At 48.2% G+C, this 20,797-nt stretch carries 22 protein-coding genes and 1 riboswitch; of the genes, 7 read left to right on the plus strand and 15 right to left on the minus strand.

From position 1 onward, the window contains the following. Nucleotides 1–32: 32 nt before the first annotated feature. The 5 genes from HP570_RS18855 to HP570_RS18875 all read right to left on the minus strand — a co-directional run bounded on the left by HP570_RS18855 (nucleotide 33) and on the right by HP570_RS18875 (nucleotide 4,277). Nucleotides 33–881: an energy-coupling factor ABC transporter ATP-binding protein gene (locus tag HP570_RS18855; protein ID WP_173626734.1), complete on the minus strand. Its 849-nt coding sequence runs from the start codon at nucleotides 879–881 to the stop codon at nucleotides 33–35. After that, complete coding sequence (gene cbiQ, locus HP570_RS18860; RefSeq protein ID WP_173626735.1) at nucleotides 878–1,675, minus strand: cobalt ECF transporter T component CbiQ; 798 nt, start codon at nucleotides 1,673–1,675, stop codon at nucleotides 878–880. Before cbiQ ends, HP570_RS18855 begins: the two co-directional genes overlap by 4 nt. Continuing rightward, nucleotides 1,672–1,956, minus strand: coding sequence for an energy-coupling factor ABC transporter substrate-binding protein (locus tag HP570_RS18865; protein ID WP_016742903.1), 285 nt, complete (start codon nucleotides 1,954–1,956; stop codon nucleotides 1,672–1,674). The genes cbiQ and HP570_RS18865 overlap by 4 nt, the downstream gene beginning before the upstream one ends. Then, nucleotides 1,953–2,717 carry an energy-coupling factor ABC transporter permease gene (locus tag HP570_RS18870; protein WP_016742902.1) on the minus strand — a complete coding sequence of 255 codons (765 nt, stop codon included), beginning with the start codon at nucleotides 2,715–2,717 and terminating at the stop codon, nucleotides 1,953–1,955. Before HP570_RS18870 ends, HP570_RS18865 begins: the two co-directional genes overlap by 4 nt. Before the next feature lie 142 nt (nucleotides 2,718–2,859). Then, nucleotides 2,860–3,053, minus strand: a riboswitch (cobalamin riboswitch). 132 nt (nucleotides 3,054–3,185) lie between these two features. Continuing rightward, nucleotides 3,186–4,277, minus strand: coding sequence for a quinone-dependent dihydroorotate dehydrogenase (locus HP570_RS18875; RefSeq protein ID WP_173626736.1), 1,092 nt, complete (start codon nucleotides 4,275–4,277; stop codon nucleotides 3,186–3,188). A gap of 151 nt (nucleotides 4,278–4,428) precedes the next feature. Here HP570_RS18875 and HP570_RS18880 point away from each other — a divergent pair, with 151 nt between their 5' ends. From HP570_RS18880 to HP570_RS18890, 3 genes are read left to right on the plus strand one after another with little or no spacing between them, the layout of a single operon-like run. Beyond that, complete coding sequence (locus tag HP570_RS18880; RefSeq protein ID WP_173626737.1) at nucleotides 4,429–5,529, plus strand: GerAB/ArcD/ProY family transporter; 1,101 nt, start codon at nucleotides 4,429–4,431, stop codon at nucleotides 5,527–5,529. Then, complete coding sequence (locus HP570_RS18885; protein WP_173626738.1) at nucleotides 5,519–6,901, plus strand: spore germination protein; 1,383 nt, start codon at nucleotides 5,519–5,521, stop codon at nucleotides 6,899–6,901. The genes HP570_RS18880 and HP570_RS18885 overlap by 11 nt, the downstream gene beginning before the upstream one ends. Continuing rightward, nucleotides 6,898–8,076 carry a Ger(x)C family spore germination protein gene (locus HP570_RS18890; protein WP_173626739.1) on the plus strand — a complete coding sequence of 393 codons (1,179 nt, stop codon included), beginning with the start codon at nucleotides 6,898–6,900 and terminating at the stop codon, nucleotides 8,074–8,076. Before HP570_RS18885 ends, HP570_RS18890 begins: the two co-directional genes overlap by 4 nt. Before the next feature lie 63 nt (nucleotides 8,077–8,139). On the opposite strand, the gene ald is transcribed toward HP570_RS18890, so the two are convergent. From ald to HP570_RS18905, 3 genes are all read right to left on the minus strand, one after another. Continuing rightward, nucleotides 8,140–9,264, minus strand: coding sequence for an alanine dehydrogenase (gene ald / locus HP570_RS18895; RefSeq protein WP_015893170.1), 1,125 nt, complete (start codon nucleotides 9,262–9,264; stop codon nucleotides 8,140–8,142). Nucleotides 9,265–9,395: 131 nt separating this feature from the next. After that, nucleotides 9,396–10,634, minus strand: a complete 1,239-nt coding sequence (locus HP570_RS18900) for a PucR family transcriptional regulator (protein ID WP_173626740.1) — start codon at nucleotides 10,632–10,634, stop codon at nucleotides 9,396–9,398. An 81-nt stretch (nucleotides 10,635–10,715) separates the two neighbouring features. Further along, nucleotides 10,716–11,285: a helix-turn-helix domain-containing protein gene (locus HP570_RS18905; RefSeq protein WP_173626741.1), complete on the minus strand. Its 570-nt coding sequence runs from the start codon at nucleotides 11,283–11,285 to the stop codon at nucleotides 10,716–10,718. A 237-nt stretch (nucleotides 11,286–11,522) separates the two neighbouring features. Here HP570_RS18905 and HP570_RS18910 point away from each other — a divergent pair, with 237 nt between their 5' ends. Further along, nucleotides 11,523–12,509, plus strand: a complete 987-nt coding sequence (locus tag HP570_RS18910) for an ornithine cyclodeaminase family protein (protein WP_173626742.1) — start codon at nucleotides 11,523–11,525, stop codon at nucleotides 12,507–12,509. Nucleotides 12,510–12,577: 68 nt separating this feature from the next. Here HP570_RS18910 and HP570_RS18915 read toward each other — a convergent pair whose 3' ends face one another. After that, on the minus strand, nucleotides 12,578–12,931 hold the full coding sequence (locus tag HP570_RS18915; RefSeq protein ID WP_015893174.1) for a response regulator: 354 nt from the start codon (nucleotides 12,929–12,931) through the stop codon (nucleotides 12,578–12,580). A gap of 119 nt (nucleotides 12,932–13,050) precedes the next feature. Then, nucleotides 13,051–13,242, minus strand: coding sequence for a hypothetical protein (locus tag HP570_RS18920; protein ID WP_041749638.1), 192 nt, complete (start codon nucleotides 13,240–13,242; stop codon nucleotides 13,051–13,053). 173 nt (nucleotides 13,243–13,415) lie between these two features. Here HP570_RS18920 and HP570_RS18925 point away from each other — a divergent pair, with 173 nt between their 5' ends. Further along, nucleotides 13,416–14,426: a BMP family ABC transporter substrate-binding protein gene (locus tag HP570_RS18925; RefSeq protein WP_064201563.1), complete on the plus strand. Its 1,011-nt coding sequence runs from the start codon at nucleotides 13,416–13,418 to the stop codon at nucleotides 14,424–14,426. Nucleotides 14,427–14,431: 5 nt separating this feature from the next. Next, complete coding sequence (locus tag HP570_RS18930; RefSeq protein ID WP_173626743.1) at nucleotides 14,432–16,252, plus strand: ATP-binding protein; 1,821 nt, start codon at nucleotides 14,432–14,434, stop codon at nucleotides 16,250–16,252. On the opposite strand, the gene HP570_RS18935 is transcribed toward HP570_RS18930, so the two are convergent. Further along, entirely contained in the window at nucleotides 16,249–17,049 is an 801-nt protein-coding gene (locus HP570_RS18935) for an alpha/beta hydrolase family protein (protein WP_173626813.1), read from the minus strand. The two genes, HP570_RS18930 and HP570_RS18935, sit on opposite strands and share 4 nt — an antisense overlap. Nucleotides 17,050–17,054: 5 nt before the next feature. Beyond that, nucleotides 17,055–17,942, minus strand: coding sequence for a LysR family transcriptional regulator (locus tag HP570_RS18940; RefSeq protein ID WP_142496983.1), 888 nt, complete (start codon nucleotides 17,940–17,942; stop codon nucleotides 17,055–17,057). A 119-nt stretch (nucleotides 17,943–18,061) separates the two neighbouring features. Here HP570_RS18940 and HP570_RS18945 point away from each other — a divergent pair, with 119 nt between their 5' ends. After that, complete coding sequence (locus HP570_RS18945) at nucleotides 18,062–18,448, plus strand: rhodanese-like domain-containing protein (protein ID WP_015893179.1); 387 nt, start codon at nucleotides 18,062–18,064, stop codon at nucleotides 18,446–18,448. 53 nt (nucleotides 18,449–18,501) lie between these two features. Here the strand turns inward: HP570_RS18945 and HP570_RS18950 are convergent, their stop codons facing one another. The 3 genes from HP570_RS18950 to HP570_RS18960 form a co-directional block, all read right to left on the minus strand. Next, nucleotides 18,502–18,915 carry a S1 RNA-binding domain-containing protein gene (locus HP570_RS18950; protein WP_015893180.1) on the minus strand — a complete coding sequence of 138 codons (414 nt, stop codon included), beginning with the start codon at nucleotides 18,913–18,915 and terminating at the stop codon, nucleotides 18,502–18,504. Nucleotides 18,916–19,042: 127 nt separating this feature from the next. Then, the gene (locus HP570_RS18955; protein WP_173626744.1) at nucleotides 19,043–20,161 is read right to left on the minus strand and encodes an acetate/propionate family kinase; all 1,119 of its coding nucleotides are present in this window, start codon (nucleotides 20,159–20,161) and stop codon (nucleotides 19,043–19,045) included. 61 nt (nucleotides 20,162–20,222) lie between these two features. Then, nucleotides 20,223–20,726, minus strand: a complete 504-nt coding sequence (locus HP570_RS18960; RefSeq protein WP_087347681.1) for a VanZ family protein — start codon at nucleotides 20,724–20,726, stop codon at nucleotides 20,223–20,225. Nucleotides 20,727–20,797 lie beyond the last annotated feature (71 nt).

Raw genomic sequence — 20,797 nt, forward strand, 5'->3', positions numbered from 1 at the left:
GGGGTTAGCTTACCCGAAAGCGCCCACTCCATTCACCATACCCGCTGAACACTTAGCATTTTTCGCAGCTCGTCGACCGAACGTGGAATACTTCCGCCCAACTCTCGCTTCCACTGCTCAGGCAGTGCCTCCCACACATCCACGAGCAACGGCATACCCAGATGAAGGCTTTCCAGCATGTCTCTGTTTTCCAATGCCTCCTGCGGATCTCCCGCGAACACAAGCCTGCCTTCATCCATGATGCAAATCCACTCGGCCCATTCAAACGCAATATCCATATCGTGTGTTGCCATCAAAACAGTCGTTCCTTGCCGGTGAATAGCATCGAGCTCCCGCAGCAAATTTTTGGTCTGGTAGCGATCCAGATACGCAGTTGGCTCGTCCAACAGCAAAAGCTCGGGCTCCATGACCATGACCCCCGCGAGTGCCAGTCTCCGTTTTTGTCCCAGGCTCAAATGATGAATTGGAGCTTCTGCCAGCTCTCTTAACCCGAATGCATCCAGCACCTTTTCTACCTTTGCCCGGATTACGTCCACAGGCAGCTTCTGATTGCATAAACCGTAGGATATATCTTCCGCGACTGTGCTTGCGATCAACTGATGCTCGGGATCTTGAAAGACCAAGCCTACCTTTTGCGTCATCTCTTGCAATGCGGCTCGTTTGTAGACAATGGGTTTCCCCTTCCACAGCACCTGTCCCTTCTGAGGCTCGATGATCCCGTTTCCATGCAAGAACAGGGTCGACTTCCCACAGCCATTCCGCCCCAAAAGAACACATTTTTTCCCCTCTGGAATCCATAAGGACAGCCCTGACAGGACTGGTCCCCGCCCTCCTGGATACGTGTACTGCAAATCGATGAACTCCAACAACCGTGATGTCATAACCGCCAACCTCCTGTCCACCACTCAAGCAGCACCAGCAGCATACAGCCTGCGATTGATTCCCACTCATAGCGGCGCGAGCGGGCATGGGAATGAAACGAGAGCACCTGCATGCTCTCCCCGAAACCTCTTGCCGCCATTCCTTTGTGCAGGGCTTCGTATTTGCGCATCGCTCTGACAAACAATTGCGCAACGAGAACCCCTGCATCCCGAAGTGTCGCCCGGAAGCCGCGATGACCTCCGCGCGAACGTTGGGCAATCCAGAGCTGGTGAGAAATCGTTACCAACACAAAAATAAACCGATACATGATCATTAATAAATCAGTCACAAGAACAGGCATATGAAGCCGGCGAAGCACCTGCAAGATTTCGGCAAACGGCACGGTAAACAAAAGGAAAGCAAAGCAAGATAAGCTCGCCATGGTCCGCCAAAATAAAATCCAAACTTTACTGAAGGAGGACATCGGCACATAGAGCACATACGTACCGAATTCCCATGCTGCCGCGACCTGTACCTGTACTCCTCCTGCTCTCACTCCTTCAATCAATAGAGCAGGGAGCCCCGCCGCGAAAAACGAGAGTGACACGATCATAAAGGCACAGTAGATTCGGACAGGAATACGGGCATACACCACTACCCATACCGTCATCCAAACCACGACCGCCATCTGCATCCATACATGTCCCACCAGGACGAGCAGTAGCATTGCACTCGCCAGCAATAGCTTATGAGCTGGCGGCAGATGTTTTAGCCTGTTTTGATAAGAGAGAGAATCAAGCTGCAACCCGTTCATTTTTTGCGTTTATCCAACCGACCTTTGTACAAGCCCACGGCGTAGCCAACCACTCCCGCTCCCAACGCCGCCTGCACCGCAAACAATAGACTCTCCGTCTCTCCCCCTGGCGGTTCTATTAGCGGTTGAAACCATGGTTCGTAGTTCGGAGCGATTTCCTTGATCGCTTCCTCCGCCACGCCGTCTGCGCCGCCAAATTCCGAGTCCTGCACCAGTAACAGCGGGACAGTAGCCAGTACGATTACCCCCAAGAGTAAAAGCCAGTTCCATCCTTTTTTCACAGCGATTCCTCCCGTTTGAGCAAACGAAGCTGTGTAAGCTCTTTTGCGTTATAAGATAACAACCAGTTCCAAACAAGAACGGTCAACAGACCTTCACTGATAGCGAGCGGTACTTGCGTGAACGCAAAAATTCCTGCGAATTTGGCAAACGAAGCCAACACTCCGCCAGATTCAGCTGGAAATGCGAGTGCCAGTTGAAGCGAAGTCACCACATAGGTAGCGAGATCAGCCAAAGCCGCCGCCGCAAAAACCGCCAGACGCTGACTTCCGGCCACTTTCATGATCAACCGATAGATTCCGTATGCCACCATGGGTCCTACTACTGCCATAGATACAGCATTTGCCCCTAGCGTAGTCAAACCTCCATGCGCCAAAAGCAAGGCTTGAAACAAGAGCACCATACTCCCTAACACAGACATCGCAAAAGGCCCAAACATAATGGCGCCAAGGCCCGTTCCAGTCGGGTGAGAGCTGCTGCCTGTAACCGAAGGGATTTTCAATGCAGATAAAACAAATGCAAATGCTCCTGCAACGCCAATAAGGAGCTTCATCTCGGGATGTTCTTTTACAATCTTGTTAATCGAGCGAATCCCAAGAATAAAGAATGGCAAGAACACAGCCCACCAAAATAAGGCCCAGGATAATGGCAAATACCCTTCCATGATGTGCATTGCATGTCCTGTCTCAGGTTCATTGAGCAAAAAATACAAGACAAAGCCCGCGATCATCAAACAAGTAGATACGAGACGAGATCGATTCATGTTTATCCTCCTTCACTGACTTTCATTCTTTCCTCCAAACAAAAAAATCCCATCCATCAGTGGACGAGATGTGCACACAAAACAACAGACTGACTAGACAGCCTCATTGCCTCGTATTCACCGCTCCTTTCCGCGAAGGTTCTGTGGGTGTGGCTACTAGGTAGGTCTCCTGGCTTCCAGATCCATGCGCTCCTTGTCCTTCCCCATACGAAGATGAGTGGTTTCCTTCTCAAAGAGAGCTCCCTGGTTACAGTGGCGGGACCGCTCGGGACTTTCACCCGATTCCCTGTTACCCTTTATGTGTCACATAAAGGCACCTAACGCCGACTATATGCAATTGACTGACAATTCATGTTTGTCCCACATCATTATACCGGATCACTACATAAATCGGAAGAATATAAGCAAAAACGCATAAGTCGATGACCCGCTACAAAGGAGCCATAGACCTATGCGTACTTGTTCTTTCTATTCTTTTGCGTCTACGCCAATTACTTCACTAATATGTTTAAAACCATCGCGTTGCATGAGCTTGAGCAGTTTTTTGTTGATTTGTTTGGCGATACCTGGGCCCTGATAAATCATCCCCGTATACACCTGAACAAGACTGGCTCCTGCCCGGATTTTCGCGTAGGCATCTTCGCCGTTATAAATACCGCCGACACCGATGATTGGTACCTTGTCTCCTACTTCTTGATAAATCTCCTTCACCCAAGCAGTGGAACGCTCTGTAAGAGGTCTTCCGCTCAATCCGCCCGCTTCCTCGGCAAATCGATGTCCGGAAACGGCCTCACGTGACAGTGTCGTATTGGTAGCGATAATTCCGGAAATGCCTTCTTCTACAGCAGCGTGAACAACATCGCGCATGTGCTCATCTGACATGTCTGGCGCTACTTTTAGCAAGATCGGCTTTTTCTTGATGGAACGCCCTTCCATTTCGGTTGCCTTTTCTCTTACTGCACGCACCAAATGACGCAAGCTCTCCGTTTCCTGCAAGTCACGAAGATTCGGGGTATTTGGAGAGCTGATGTTAATGACGAAATAGTGACCGTATGCATAGAGCATGTCCATACATTTGCTATAATCGACGGCCGCTTCTTCATTCGGCGTTACTTTGTTTTTCCCAATGTTAATCCCAATCGGAACATCTGAGTATGCGTAGTCGACCAAATGCTGGGAAGCCAGATAAGCACCGTGATTGTTGAAGCCCATTCGGTTAATGACAGCTTGATGTTCCGGCAATCGGAACAATCGGGGCTTTGGATTGCCTGGCTGCCCCTGCGGCGTCAATGTCCCGATTTCCACAAACCCAAAACCAAGAGCACCCAACGCATGATAAACTTCTGCATTTTTATCAAAACCGGCTGCAAGTCCGACTGGATTCGGAAACGTCATTCCCCACAGCTTGTTCTCCAATCGCTGGTCTTTTACCTGATAGATCATCTTCAGGATGCTTTTGCCTGGAGCAGAATCCTCCACCAGCCTTAAGGCACCAATTGTCTTTTCATGAATCTCTTCCGCATCTTGCTGGAACAGATATTTTCTTATGAGCTGATACATCGGCTGCACTCCTTACTCCGTTTCTACCTTTTTACCTCATAGTAGAATACCATACTTTTTCGGGAGTATGTAACCTTTATACGTGATACATATTTCCAAGTAAGCAGGCAAATCCTAACAGCACCACCACGCACAGGGGGATTAGTCTTTCATGAAAGTGGACGGAAAAATCGGGATTGGTCAAGCCATTATGGTGATGATGCTGACGATCGGCATTACGAACCACGTAACCGTCATCCCCCTCTTACTTAGTAAAGCAGGCAGAGATGCTTGGTTGAGTGTGTTGCTTTCAGGTATACCCTTTTCTCTCTGGGCGTATCTGCTGTTTGTGATTAATCGAAGTTTAGATCAACAATCTTTGTATGAATGGCTTTCACAACGTTCAGGAAAAATCGTCAGCAATTTCTTGCTCGTTCCAATCATGATTTGCTTGTACCTAATGGCGCTAACGAATTTGATCGATACGCAAACTTGGACAACCGTAAACTACTTGCCTCGAACACCCGAGTGGGTGACCGCTTTCGCCTTGATGGGGCTATGTGTACTTGCGTCTATTGGAGGTATGACGTCCGTTGGAATCACTGCTGGCGTCTTGCTCCCCATAGTCGTGTTGCTTGGATTTTTCGTCGCTTTTGGCAATATTCCCAAAAAGGATTATAGTCATTTGCTCCCGCTTTTCCAGAACGGTTTGCGTCCGCTGTTACATGGGATGCTTTACGTTGGCGGCGGTTTCACCGAGCTGTTTCTGCTCCTGTTGCTCCAGCATCACGTACGAAAACCGTTTCGACTCGTACACTTTTTTGTCATGCTCGGTATCACGCTGCTGTTGACACTCAGCCCACTGACAGGGGCAATTGCAGAATTTGGACCTGTAGAGTCCGCTCGTCAACGTTTTCCTGCATTTGAACAATGGCGGCTGCTCACGATCGGAAAAGACATCGAGAACATGGAGTTTTTCTCGATTTTCCAATGGCTTTCCGGTGCTTTTATTCGAATAACGCTTTGCTTGATTCTTTTAGGAGATTTGATCACGATACGAACCCGAAAGCAACGCAAATTCATGATGCTATTTTTCGGCGGAAGCATGATTGCCTTCACCAGCCTTCCTTACAGCGACATGCAATTCGTAGCCTTTTTATCGCGTGTATACTACCCACTTTACTTCGTCATTATGGTTGTTGTCTCACTCGCACTCATCCTGATATCCCTGCGAAAACCATCCAGACAGGAGGAGACCCCTTATGACCCTTGAAGAGGAGCTGCGGGAAAAATTCGCGCATTGTGCGGACATCATTTTTATTAGCACGGTCACAACCGAGGACCAGCCTGTATTGATGCTTTATTGCGAAGGACTTGCAGACGTTCGTCAATTACACGATACGGCATTGCCGCAATTGGAGCGATTCCTGGCTATTGGTGATTTGCGTTCCCTGCCTCTTTCCCCGCTCTTCGCGAATCCTGAGTTGTGGGTTGAGCGACTGTTTTCAGGAGATTTGCTGATTTTTATTGGAGACTCCCCGCCATTTGCCTGGGATATCTCCAATCGGCCAGAGCGTAGTACTGAGGAAGCCAATACAGAGATATCAATCAAAGGTCCCCGCGACGGCTTCGTCGAGGATCTCTCCACGAACGTGGCTCTCATTCGCAAGCGTATGCGAACCATTACCCTGGCCTATGAGCCTTTTATTCTCGGAACGCGCTCGCGTACGAGAGTTGCGATGATGTATATCACAGATGGAGTATCTTCGGATCTCGTGGAGATGATGCGTGAGAGACTCCTCAATTGTAGGACAAAAAAAATCTTAAATAGCGCTATCCTGGAGAAATTACTCAGTGACAACACTCATTCGCTGTTTCCGTTAGTTGATTATACGGGGCGTCCTGACTATGCGATTTACACGCTGCTGCAAGGGAAAGTAATCGTGTTGGTAGACGGCTCACCCTTGGCCATCGTGGCACCTGTTACCTTGCTCGAACTCATCAAATCTCCCGAAGATGATCAGTATCCGGTTACTTATGTATGGTTGGAACGCATTCTGCGCTTGGGTGGATTTTGGATCGCGATCTTTCTGCCTGGCTTTTGGATTGCCCTATCCGCCTATAATGTAGAGCAATTTCCTTTTCAATTGCTCGCTACCGTTACACAAGGCCGAAAAGGGCTGCCATTTTCCGCGCCGATGGAGCTATTCATCATCTTGTTTATCTTTGAATTTCTGCGAGAAGCAGGTGCCCGCTTGCCCAAAAACGTCGGTCAGACGCTGGCATTAGTCGGTGCACTGATTATCGGGGATGCTTCCATTCGTGCAGGACTGACATCGCCCTCGATGCTGTTTATCGGCTCCCTGACAGTTGTTGCCTCCTTCACGCTGGTCAACCAGGCATTAAGCGGAGCTGTTACCGTGGCTCGTTTCACTGTTTTCTTCCTTTCCGCAACCATCGGCATGTATGGCTTTATCCTCGGGATGATTGCCATCGTATACTACTTATCCACCTTGACCTCCTTTGGCAGATCGTATGTTTTGATGGATTCATCCAACTCATTGTCCACACTGTTAAATGTCATATTCAAACCCATGATCAGTTTTTTACGGACAAGATCGGCTAAGGGTGGCGATCCTAAATGAAATGCATGCGGATTGCTTCTGCTATGCTGCTGTTGGCAACGACTCTTCTTAGCGGCTGCTGGGACCAGAAATCCATCCAGGATCTTCGCTACTTATCTGCCATGGGCATTGATTACGTCAACAATGAGTATGTTTTATACGCCCAATCCACCGATCTGTCTACCGTCGCGAAGCAGGAGTCATCAACTACCCTTCAAGCACCACCTGCGACCATTTCGATCGGAAAAGGGAAAACACTTCAATCTGCCTTTGATAACCTTCAAAAAAACTCGCAGGTCCCCGTATTTCTTGGCTTTGTATCCTCCCTCGTATTTCATGAGCGTCTCTTGCAAAAGGGCATTATCACCTCCCATGATATTATGAATCGATACGGTCTGATTCGTTACACGAAATGGGTATTCGGAACGCGGGAGCCGATTGACAAAGTGTTAAGCTCTCATTCTTTGGTTGGCTTTTCTCCATTAGACTCTCTTTTGCATCAGCCAAAGGATGTTTACGAGCAGCGTTCGTTTATCGAGCCGATCCAATTTTTTCGGTTTATCTCGGACTTTTGGGAGCCAGCAAAAACCGTGTTATTGCCAAACATTACGCTGTACGAACGTTCCTGGAAAGAAAATAATCGTTTTATTTCTCGTCTTTCCATCGACGGCATCCACGCCATTCATCGTGGAAATTGGCAGGGTTACTTTCCCAATCGTGATTTAATGGGGATTCGATGGATGAATCCTGACACGAAATATGCTGACCTCGTTGTGAGGCAAAACAACATTCCCAAAGCAACCATGCGTATCGAGCACGTCAAATTGGACATCATTCCGATTACCACCGGAGAGCATCCTCGTTATCAGGTCAATGTTCGTCTAAAGGGGTTCGTTCGTGAAATGTTGAGTACGGTTACGCCTGCTTTCGTACAAAAAAGCTCCGAAGAACAGGTAGCCGAGCAAATTCGCGGGACGTTTCTAAAAGGAGTCAAAGCAGGGGTTGATCTATATAGCTTGGAGGAAAGTTTGTTTAAACAAGACTACCAGGCTTGGCGAAAGTACGAAATACGCAAGCGCAATAAGCTCACACCTGATTCCCTGACCCAAATCCAGGTGCATATACACTTAAGTGATTCCGGAAAAATGAAGATGGATTCGGTCAAATACCCTGACCCGCTTCGGCCGACTAAATAAAAGAAGAAACTGCTTGCCGTAACCTCGGACAAGCAGTTTCTTCTTTTCTATTTACCGTTGAAGCTAGTTTTTCACCAGCAAAACTTCTTCGATAGAAGCATACGGCAGGTTATGCGCATCAGCGACAGCCTTGTAAGCTACTTTTCCGTCGATGACGTTTACGCCTTTTGCCAATGCTTTGTTGTCGCGAATCGCTTGTGCGTAGCCTTTGTTCGCCAATTGTACCGCGTAAGGAACGGTTACGTTGGTCAGGGCCAATGTAGATGTACGAGCGACTGCACCAGGCATGTTCGCTACCGCGTAGTGAATCACACCGTGCTTCTCATAGGTTGGCTTGTCATGAGTCGTGATGCGGTCAACGGTTTCGATCGATCCGCCTTGGTCAATCGCAACGTCTACGATCACTGAACCAGGTGACATCTCTTTTACCATGTCTTCTGTTACCAGACGTGGAGCACGAGCACCTGGAATGAGCACAGCGCCTACCAGCAAATCTGCTTTTTTCACAGCGTTTGCGATGTTGAAGGAGTTGGACATCAGCGTCTGAACGCGGCCTTGGAACAGGTCATCCAGTTGGCGCAGACGGTCTGCGTTTACATCGATAATGGTTACATTTGCACCCAGTCCAAGCGCCATTTTCGCTGCGTTTGTTCCTACGATCCCGCCGCCGATTACGACTACCTCGCCTTTTGGCACGCCTGGTACGCCACCGAGCAGAACACCTTTTCCACCATATTGCTTTTCCAAGAATTGCGCACCGATTTGAACGGACATGCGACCTGCTACTTCAGACATCGGCATCAACAGAGGCAGAGCGCCATTGTCGAGCTGGATGGTTTCGTAAGCGATTGCAATCACTTTTTTATCGAGCAATTCACGAGTCAATTCAGGCTCTGGTGCGAGATGCAAATACGTGAACAGAATCAGACCCTCACGGAAATATCCGTATTCAGCAGGGAGTGGTTCTTTTACTTTCATGACCATGTCAGACGCCCATGCCTCTGCTGCTGTTTCTACGATCTCAGCGCCTACTGCCTTGTAATCTTCATTCGTAAAACCACTGCCTTGCCCTGCGCTTGTTTCTACACGAACGGAATGTCCGTTTTGCACCAGAGCAGCTACACCTGCTGGGGTAATGGCAACGCGGTTCTCATTATTTTTAATTTCTTTTGGAATTCCAACGATCATGATAAGTATGTCCTCCTTGGAAACGCCAATTTCTTTGCGGTTACTATTATTGTACAGCGTATCTTCGGGCATACTCCTTGGAGATTCCTTTAATTTTAGCATCTTTTCATTTGTGAAAATTCACAAACGAACTACCGTTCCCCATCTAATTTGGCTATTTTCAACTCTAAATATAAGGCAGCCCGCTGGTTCATATTGTCGAGATCGACACGCATGATCTCCTCAATTCGTCTCAGTCGGTAGCTCAATGTATTGATGTGGATATGCAGGCGCTCTGCTGTCTTGTTGACCTTGCCAGCGGCATCCAAAAAAGTCTCCAATGTCGTCATGAGTGTGGTCTGGTTGTCGCGATCGTACTGTCTGAGTTTTTCCAACCGTTCATTCTGATAGCCCTGCTCCTCTTCCCACTGCTTCAGTTGAAGTAAATAGCGATAAATCCCAAGCTCGTGGTACCCGTGAATCCCTTCATTTTCCTGAGGAAACAGCTTTTTGATCTTGAGTGCATGCAGCGCTTCCCTGTAGCTTTTCACAATATCCGTATAAGACTTGTAATCTCTCCCGTACCCGGCAATCACCTGGCGTCCTTCTGTGACATGTGCTTCGAGCTTGCCGAGCGAGTCTGCGAGGAACTGTTCCACCTTGCGAATGAGCACATCACTCTTCTCTTTTTTCGCATCGGACAGACCGATCAATAAGATGATTTGCGATCCGTCGACAACCCAGAGCAGCTTGTCACGCATTAACAACGGATACAAGTACTGGTCCAGACGGGCTCCTGCCGCTTCTATAATACAAATTAAATAAGAGGTCGGAAGCTGCATCTGCAAGGTGTCCGCTTTTTGGCGAATGCCAGCCTCACTGCTGTGATTCCCCAGCAACAGCTCCCACAGAAATTCCTTGCGTCGCTGTTCTTCCGCCTTGCGTTTTCCCTGCCGTTGGATGAGACGCGAGACAGCTACGCGTGCTGCCTGACGAAGAATTTCATCATCTTCCTGGGTAATTGGTCGATTCACCTCTTGTGCCCAAATGTAACCGAGCACGTCGCTCCCTCTGCGAATGGCAATTGCCACACGCTTCCCCAAGCCGATTTCGTCCTTGGCCGGGATGTGTACGGGGTTGTCGTGCGTTAACAGCTCCTGGAATACGCCGTCCTTCCAGAGGCGCGTCAGCACTTTTTCCGGTACCCGTCGCCCCATGATGGTAGACCAGCGCGCTTCATCTGTGCTTTCTCCGTGTGAGCTGTAAGCAATCAGTTTATGATCGGCATCTTCAACCGTAATCGGATTTTGCAAAAGTTCTCCAATGACATCAGCTAATTCGTCGATATCAGCATGCTGATACTGTTGAAAATAGTTAGGCTCTACGGGCACGCTTTCACCTCTTTACCGCTCTTTTCTACGTGTTCTTCTATTATAGTAGAAAACATGACTTCGCTACACGCTCTCACTCAATTAATAAGGAGCGGTCGGAATCATATCGCTGTCATGCGAATTGACACAAAGGAATCTGGTGACCTCGCCTGTACGGTTCACCCAGTTGTGTGGCACGGATGAATCCATGTGAATGCTGTCACCAGGGAACAAGTCATGCTCCTCTTCCCCCAGTAAAAGTGTCAGCACACCCTCCAGGACATAAACAAACTCTTGCCCCTGATGAACAAAAGGCGTGCCTTTCTCTCCATGCGGGGATAGCGTGACGAGAATCGGTACCAACGTCGGATTCACCAAATCACTGGACAGGTCCTCATACACAAAAGGCGCATGCAGAAGCCCAGATCGCTCCTTGCTCGCCCTGCGTACCTGCTCATTCCCTCCACTCGACTCGCCCGAAAAGAAATAGCCTGGGCTCACTCCCAAGGCTTCCGAAATTTTTTTCAATGACTCCAGCGTAATGGAAGACTTCCCACGCTCTACTTGGGACAAAAAGCTGATCGACAGCTGTGTTTTTTCCGCAATTTGTTTGAGTGTCTTCTTTTTGCCGACACGAAGCGATTTGATTAATACACCAATGGTGGGTTCCATTTGCATACCTCGCCGTAAAAAGGATAGGTCTATCATACTCTTTCCCGAAAAAAGTTGTAAAGTTAGCATAAGTATCAATTTTTACTATTGCTACCAATTGTGTTTCATTTTAAAATATTTATTATTATCTGATTTGTGATTGTTTTATTTTTGCAAATTGAAGTGTTACTTCACTTATAATTTGAAGTGACACTTCAATATCTACTGACAAAGGATCCCGATGAAAGGATGAATGTCATGCTCGTATTAAGCCGTGAAAACATTGAACGAATCTACACGATGAAAGATTGCTTGGAAGATGTGGAACACGTCTTCCGTGAGCATATGCTAGGAAATGTCACCACCCCTGTTCGTACTGCCATTGACCATCCGAAATACGGAGCAACCAGTCTATACATGCCGTCCTATTTGGAAACGGACGATTATGTAGCGGTAAAAATCATCAGCATTTTCCCGGAGAATCACCAGCACGAGATCAAAGCACTCCAAAGCGTCATCGTGTTGACGGAAGCAAAAACGGGACAGCATGTGGCGATGATGGACGCGAGCCTATTGACGATTATGCGCACAGGAGCAAGTAGTGGCGTTGCAACCAAATACTTGGCAAAAGAAACTGCGCAAAGCTGCGCTGTATTGGGCTGCGGGGCACAATCCATCGGACAGATTCAAGCCGTCATGGAGGTCCGTCCGCTGACAAACATTTATCTCTATAACCGCACACGTCAGAAAGCGGACGAAATGAAACATACACTACTCTTCCTCTATCCGGAGTGGCAAGGCGAAATCACGGTTATGGATGATGCCAATGAAGCGGTTGCGAATGCCGAAATCGTGATTTGCAGCACCAAGGCTACCAGCCCGTTATTTGATGGAGCACACTTGCGTCCCGGCACGCATATCAATGCCATCGGTGCTTTTCTTCCTCATATGCAGGAGGTCGACTCGACTACCGTACAAAACAGCAAAGTCGTGGTCGATACACTGGAGGGAGCCCGGCACGAAGCAGGCGATCTGCTCATTCCGGTTGAACGCGGGGAATGGAGCTTTGAACAAATGCACGCTGAGCTGGGAGACATTCTGATTGGGAAAAAGCCTGGCCGAGAAAACGAGGAAGAAATCACGCTGTACAAATCAGTGGGGGTTGCCTACCTGGACACAGCCGTAGCCAAAACGGTCTATGAACGGGCGAAAGCAAACGGCATTGGAACGGAAATCAGCTTGTAAAATCTTCTCTTAATAGAAAAACAGCCGCCTTCCCAACCGGGATTTGGCGGATGTTTGCTTTTTCCTGTTTACAAAAGCCGTGCGATTGCATCGAGAATCTGCTCTTTTTGAAAAGGCTTTACGACGAAATCACTCGCTCCTGTCCTCATCGCTTCCAGCACCTTCTGCCGGTGCCCGACTGCCGAGCAGATCAAAATTTTGGCATCACGGTCAAAATCCAAGATGTGACGCGTGGCTTCAATCCCGTGCATGTGCGGCATAGTAATATCCATGGTGACAATATCCGGCCTGAGCTCCTTGTACTTTTCAATTGCCTCCAAACCATTGCTCGCTTCTCCACAAACTTCATGTTGCTCGCCTAACATATCCGTCAGCACCCTTCTCGTGAAGGCTGCGTCATCTACTATCAGCAATCGGGCCATGCAATCTTATCCCCTCGCATCTCGCTTGCTATTCTACCTCCTACTTTTGCAGAAATCGCAAGCCTTGTCCACGAGAGAAAATGACTTCTTTTGTCGAATGGCGCGAAATCCGATCGGCTTTATGAAATAAAACCAATTCGCTCACTGCTCTCATTCGAAACGCTCTCGCTGGCGAGTTCGGCTGTGCCGCTCGACGCCAGAGGGCTTTCCGGTTTCGGGTGTGGAGTGGTCTCTCCAATCTCCGGTCGATCGACCTGTGTAACCTCATCAGGAATATGAATCTGGGGGATTTCCACCATATCGTTTTCCATCGCGTGCATGCCTCCCTTCTGTTCCCTCTTTGCAGGGGGATATGTTCTCCATATGCTTAGGCTGTCCGTATCCCTTTTTTCCATGCACAACCCTCAGAGAACCTATATAATAGGCATGACGTGTATCTATATTTTCAAGTGGATTATGCTTTTTTTCTATGGAGGAATCCCGCATGCCAAAGCTGCTGCCATTTCCCGTCTTATTTACTGGTTTGGTAGTCGGGCTGCTTCTGCTCATTACCAGTCAATTCGTTACAAGTATGAAGCATCTCGATAAAGTCATAAATAAAAGCAGCCATTCTTCTGACAAAGTGCGTGTCGCCCTATTGCTGGAGGGCCCCACATATGATCAGGGCTGGAACAGCAGTGCACTGGAGAGTATGACAGAACTGCAAAAAAGATTTAACTTTTCACTCGAAATCGCCAATAATATAAAACCGGAGCAGATCAGAAAGGTGGCTGAGAAATATGCAGCCAACGACTATGATCTCATACTCGGTCATGGCCTCATCTTCTCTGATCCTTTTACAGACGTAGCGCTTCGCTATCCGAAATCACACTTTGTTTCCTTTAACGGAGAGGCTCCGCATCCGAATCAGACGACGATTCGTTACGATATGAAGCCTGCCGGCAAGCTCGTCGGTATCCTTGCCGCCAAAATGACGAAATCGGATAAAGTCGGATACATCATGGTGGACAAGCCCACTGAGTTAACGCAAGTAGAAGGCTTTATCGAAGGAGTGAAAAAGGCATCACCCAACACTACTATCGTTATTGGAAAGGTACCTGATTTCAATGATAGTACCGGGGCCATTCGCACGACTCGCAACATGATTTCGCAAGGCGTGGATGTTATCTACACCACAGGCGACAGCTTCAATCTCGAAGTGATTACAGAAGCGCAGCGCGCAGGAGTATTTACCATCGGATATATTGCCGATCAAAGCTACATCGCTCCAGAATACGTGCTGGCCTCCATGATGCAGGATGTTCGTCAGTGCTACCGCATCATCATGGAACAGTTTATTCAAGGGGATCTCCCCAATGGAAAAGTCATGTACGGACTTGCAGAAGGGGTCAACCATCTCAGTCAATTCGGACACATGGTGCCAGAAAATGTACGTAAAGATTTAGAACGGGAACTGCAAAATCTCATTCCTTCCCGTGGCTCGTATGGAGGTTAATCAGCATGCCCCTTTTCAGCAATCTCGGATTTCAGAAAAAAATCATGCTCAGCTATCTCGTAATGATGCTTCTCATCGGTTGCGTAACGACCCTTTTCAGTTATCAAATGACCAAAGTCACCTCTGATGAAGTGTATTTAACGCAAAACCTCTTACCGCAAACGAGTGCCTTATTGGAAGTCAAAAACCAGATATACACCAAGACATATGCCTTGAACATGTATACATTGACACGCGACGAGTCTTACCTGGATCAGTACTATACAAATCTAATCGATACGGCGCGCTTTTCCTCGCTTCCCAAAACAGAAGCCAACAGTGGCTTGTTTACCATTATTGAATCGATATCAAAACTGGATTTTATTTTTCTGAACAAAATCAATCCGTTGCTGCAAGCAGGGAATGTTCCTGCCGTCAGCTATGTCCTTACCCATGAAGTACAGCCATTGCTCGATCGGTTTGAACGAGATCTGTCTTTTTCACTCAATCAGCTGGAGTATCAGACGAATAAAGAGTTTCAGGATTCGAATGAGAGCATCAAAGTTTCGTTGATTCTGACCTATACGGTTTCCGTAGCCTCTATCTTGTTTGGGCTATTCTGTACGTTTTACTTCCGCAATGAGCTGTTGCGCCCGATTCAGTCTCTCATGCAACAAGCCCGTGAAGTATCGAAAGGAACATTCGGTCAGCAAATCGTCTATACCCATCAAGATGAATTCCTTGAGTTGGCGCAGGAGTTCAATAAAATGTCGAGTAGTATCGCCAATCTATTCGCGCAAGATGAACGGCAACGGCAAATTTTGACCGAAGAAAAAAACATCCGGGAGCAAATCTTAAACTCCCTGCCTGTTGGGATTATTACACGCTCCCATGCGCCAGTCGGTCTTCATGTAAACAAGTTGGCGCAGCATTTAGTCAAGCTCGACGATCTCGGCTACCCGGTGTCTAAGGATTCCTTTGAAGCACCCACAAGCAATGAGCCGACTCCCTGGTTCGTCAATCGCAAAATGACCTTGTACAAAAAAGACGATACACCATTCATTGCTCTGGTCTCCTACATCCCTTTACACAATCATCACCACGATCAGGAAACCGGGTGGATGGTCGCCTTCTTGGACATTACGGAGCAGGAACAAATTCAAGAATACTTGAATCAATCTGAGAAGCTGGCCATGGTCGGTCAGCTAGCAGCGGGAGCCGCTCATGAAATTCGCAATCCGCTAACGGTCATCTACGGCTTTATTCAGCTATTAGAACAGCGTTTATCTGATCAAGAGCGCGATTTGTACTATTTGCCCTTAATCTTGCAGGAAATTGAACGGGTCAACCGCATCGTGACGGAGTTGTTGATGCTCTCCAAACCATCCAAGCCCGATTATCGCGAGGTTGCGCTAACCGGTGTCATTCATTCGATTCTTCCCTTGATGAATGCCGAGGCTATGCTGCATGGGATTGAAATCGTAGACCGCTGTGATCCGAGCATTCGCATTCACGTCGATGTCGAGCAATTAAAGCAAATCCTGTTAAATTTAATGAAAAACAGCATTGAAGCCATGAAAGACGGCGGCGTTCTCTCCATCGAAAGCCGCCTGGATGATCAAGCTGTCCATATTCATGTCAGAGACACGGGAGAAGGCATTCCCCAAGAATATCTGGTGCGTATATTCGATCCGTTCTTCTCCTTAAAAGAGGATGGGACTGGACTGGGGCTGCCAATTTCGCGGCGAATGGTGGAAAACCACGGTGGGGAGCTGCACGTGAACAGCAAGCTGGGGAAAGGAACGGAAATCATCATTACGCTGCCGCTTACACCAAAAGAAGATTAGGCTTGCGCATCCAGCCAAGCGAACATCTTGCGCGTGTACATCTCCATATCTTCCCCGACAAACAGATGGCTGGCCCCTTGCGCCAGCCATTTCTCATACGGTTTGCCTGCCAGCGTCAGCGCATCTGCCAATTTATGAGCATGCTCCACTCCCACATTCTCATCTTCCGTTCCATGTATGATTAGCACAGGACAAGAAATCTCGTCCATCCGGTACAAAGGTGTCCGATCGCGGTAAGCATCCTCCTGCTTACGTGGATGACCGATGATTCTGCGCAGCATTCTTCTCAGATCAACCCGCTCCTCATAGGTCAAAAACATGTCGCTGACGCCACTCCATACGACGCAAGACAGCACGCCCTTGCACTCTATTGCTGCAAACAAAGCCATGATACCACCGCGTGAAAAGCCGTAGACGCTGATTCGCTCCTTGTCTACCCTCTCCAGTCTACGGAGCAATTCAAATGCGGCAAACACATCATGCCTGTCTGCCCCACCGAATTCATCCCGGCCCTCTCCGCCTTCGTTGCCACGGTAATGAGGAGCGAGGATCACGTAGCCAAAAGCAGCCATCTGACTAATTCTCTCGGGTCTGACGCGTCCCACTCCTTTAATCCCACCTCGACAATACAGGAGAGCCGGCAGACATGCTCCCTCCTGAAAATACACCTCCGGCACAGCCAATGCAGCTTTTACCAGCAAGTCTTGACTGTAGTAGCTGACGGTGTAGAGACGCACTCCCGGATAGACTGTCTCCTCAGGTGTACATGCGACAAATGGTGAAATATCTTGCTGCATCCTGCTCACGATTCCTCTCTCTGTGATCTCGTAATCGTATCCACAAGCGTCACCATCGAAGGTGATAGCCATTTCTTTTTATGATAAACAAGCTGAATGGAAAACGGCGGCTTATCCGACTGAAACGGGATGGCTGTGAGCACCCCTTCTGCGAGCTCTCTCTGGACCGCCATAACAGGCAGCAATGCCACACCCAAGCCACAGCGTACACACTGCTTGATCGCTTCCGGATTGCTGAATTGGCAGGCGATTCGTTGGGTCATCCCAGCCTCACCAAAAGCCTCTAGCAGCATGCCCCGATACGTACAGCCTTCTTCGGTCAATACAAGCGGCTCCCCGCCCAAATCATGGACTGTGAGTACAGTTGCTGTTGTGAATCGATGGGTGGTTGGCATGACGACCACCAATTCTTCCTCGCGAATGACGTGGGTGACTAACTCAGGGTCTGTACAAGGGCGATCGAAAATGATCCCAAAATCGAGATAACCATCCCTGATCTGTTGCACGATTTCGGCTTCTCCAGCCGTCCGCAATACTAAATCAACCTGAGGATATTGCTGGCAAAAAGCCTGCAAATACGGTGGCAAAAAGAATGCCGCCAGTGTATCGATCGTTCCAATGGCAATGGGACCTGTCGTCTGTTGCTTGATCACTTCTTTAGATTCCCCATACAGACGAATCAATTCCCGTGCGTACGGCAGCAAGGCTTCACCTGCTTGGGTCAGTCGCAGCTTGCGTCCATATCTTTCAAATAGCGGGGCTCCATACGACTGCTCCAGCTTTTGCATTTGTGCCGTTACCGTCGGTTGAGCATAGCCCAGTTCTTCTGCTGCCCGTGTAAAGCTCCCATACCGGGCTACTTCGCGAAAAGTATGTAAATAGACCAGCTCCATCCCGCTTCCTCCCATAGAAATTAGTAATGATCCTCATTAAATAGTATAGATAACTGTGATGATTGGTTCAATGCTATGCTGTGTGCATCACCATCACATGTAACGAGGAGGATTTTGATATGTCCCTTGTTTTGCAAACACCCGCCGCGTCACCTGAAGTAGCCCGCACTCATTTTCTCGAGAAGCTTTCTCTTGAGACAGATGTCTCTGATGTATGGAGTGACATTCAGAACCGTGTGGAAGACTTCTACATCCTGGATGCTCGCAGCGAAAAAGCGTATAGGGATGGTCACGTTCCCGGTGCTCTGAATCTCCCCCATTCGCTCATTTCCACTGACACGACGGCTGCTCTGGACCCGACCAAGCTCCTGGTCGTCTACTGCTGGGGTCCCAACTGCAATGGTGCTGCAAAGGCTTGTGCGAAACTGGCCGCTCTCGGCTTTCGGGTAAAAGAGATGCTCGGCGGGATGGAATACTGGGAAAAAGAGGGGAATCCTATCGAATAGGAAACGCAAAAAAGGACGGGAGCTGATCCCGTCCTTCTTAGTTATCGCAAGGCTTAGTAGCCGCGTTTTGCGTTCTTTTTGTTGATTGTCGCAAGGTTCTCTTCGCTGTGCTTCATCCATTTTTTCATCTTGTCTTCGAAAGAAGCTCCGCTATCTCGTTTTGCATTCCCTCCGCGGTCGCCTCCACGATATCCACCGCCACGGCGTTCTTCACGTTCCGGACGCTCAGGCGCTGGGAGTGCTGCGCGAACCGAAAGCGAGATTTTACCTGCATCATCAATGGAGAGTACTTTTACCTTTACTGGTGCCCCCACGGTAAAGTGATCATTGATATCCTTAACAAAACCGTTTGCTACTTGGGAAATGTGGACCAGCCCCTGCTCCGTTTCGCTGACTGCTACAAACATCCCAAACGGTTTAATCGCTGTCACTTTTCCTTCGATGATGCTTCCCACTTGTACTGCCATCCAGTTTGCACTCCTTTTATTTTTTCAGAAAAATGGTGAGAACCTCAAACCAGAAGCCTCATTCTCTTAGTATAGCAGAGAAATTCCAATACTGAAAAGCCTATTCTTTCTAGGGACATACTCCAACCTAGTTATTGCCCAGTTCAAATGCATCCATTGCCATGACAAGTTCTTCATTTGTCGGGATGACCATGACTTTTACCGGGGAGTATTTCGTGCTGATGAATGCCTCACCTTTGCTGCTGCGGTTTGCCTCACGATCCAGGTTTACCCCGGCGAATTCCAAACCAGAGCACACCAAATCACGCACGGCAGCACTATTTTCTCCAACCCCTGCTGTAAAGATAATGCCGTCGACTCCATTCAAGCGAGCAAGGTACAGTCCCACATGCTTATGTAGAATAGTAGTAAATAATTCCAAAGCGAGCTTGCTGCGGAGATGTCCCTCTTCTGCTTTTTTCATAACGTCGCGCAAATCATTGGATACACCCGATACGCCCATGAGACCGCTCTTGTTATTCAGAATCTTGATAGCACCAGCCGTGTCGGTCCTTTCAATTTCCTCAATATACGGGATGATACCTGGGTCAATGTTTCCACTGCGCGTACCCATGGACAAACCTGCCAATGGTGTCATACCCATCGACGTATCATAAGATTCACCATTTCGGATCGCCGTAATACTTACCCCGCTTCCAATGTGGCAGCTGATCAGACGAAGCTGCTCCTTCTGGCGACCCATCATTTCTGCTGCACGGCCCATTACATAGCGGTGAGACGTTCCATGGAAACCGTATTTGCGAATGCCGTATTGTTCGTAGTATTCATAAGGCAGTGCGTACAAATACGAGGATGGTGGCATGGTTTGGTGAAATGCTGTGTCAAAAACAGCTACGTGAATCAAATCAGGAAACAGGCCTTGAGCAACTTCAATCCCGGTTAGGTTAATGGGGTTATGAAGCGGGGCGAAACGGGACAGGTTACGAATTTCTTCTTTTACTTGGTCATTGATAATAACGGACTGCTTAAATGCTTCTCCGCCGTGGACAACACGATGGGAAACGATATCTATCGAATATTGTTTGAGGGATTCAAACACTCCCCGAATCGTATCTTCATATTGGTCACGCTGGATTTGTTCCAAATAATCATGCGCAATCAATGTCTTGGAAGGCATTTCATAAAGCTTGTACTTCACCGAAGAACTTCCGCAGTTCAGCACAAGGACATTCTTTTTTTTTCCCACGATCTAATCCACTCTCCAATCGTTCATCACAGCCTTCTCTCCCATAGGATGGATAGGCTTCCTACATTTTATAACGATGTGCTCTTCGTGAATACAGGTAATTGAGAGCAATTATCAACAACATCGTGACAGATCCAGCTGCATCGAGCAGTACATCCTGCACCATTCCGGTTCGATCCGGTGTAAACGTCTGGTGCCATTCATCCAAAGCAGCCGTCATCACACTGCAAAAAGCGCTCCATGGCAGTGCTTGCCCAAACGAGAGATGATGCGAAAACACGCGATACCAGCTAAAAGCCAAGAGGGCAAAAACAGAGAAGTGTATCCCTTTCCGTAAAAAGAACTCTATAAAACCAGCCGCTCCCTTTTCTTCCAGGCTCACATCCTTGCCTCCGTAAGGAATGGATATGTCGCCTATACGGTTCTGTAAGCTCTGTTCGTCCACTAGCTTGTCTATCGTCCCTCGCATGTCTTGCTTGGCGTATGGCTGTGATGAAGAAATAAATAACCCGAGCAGAATCGCAATCAAAAGCAAGTAATCCCATACTTTTCGATATCGACGCACGTGTTGCTACCCCCTGCTTTCGATTCTCTTTCTATCTTACCATGACGCATACCTGGTACGTTGGTTACAGC

Source organism: Brevibacillus sp. RS1.1, from assembly GCF_013284365.1.
GTDB lineage: Bacteria > Bacillota > Bacilli > Brevibacillales > Brevibacillaceae > Brevibacillus > Brevibacillus brevis_D.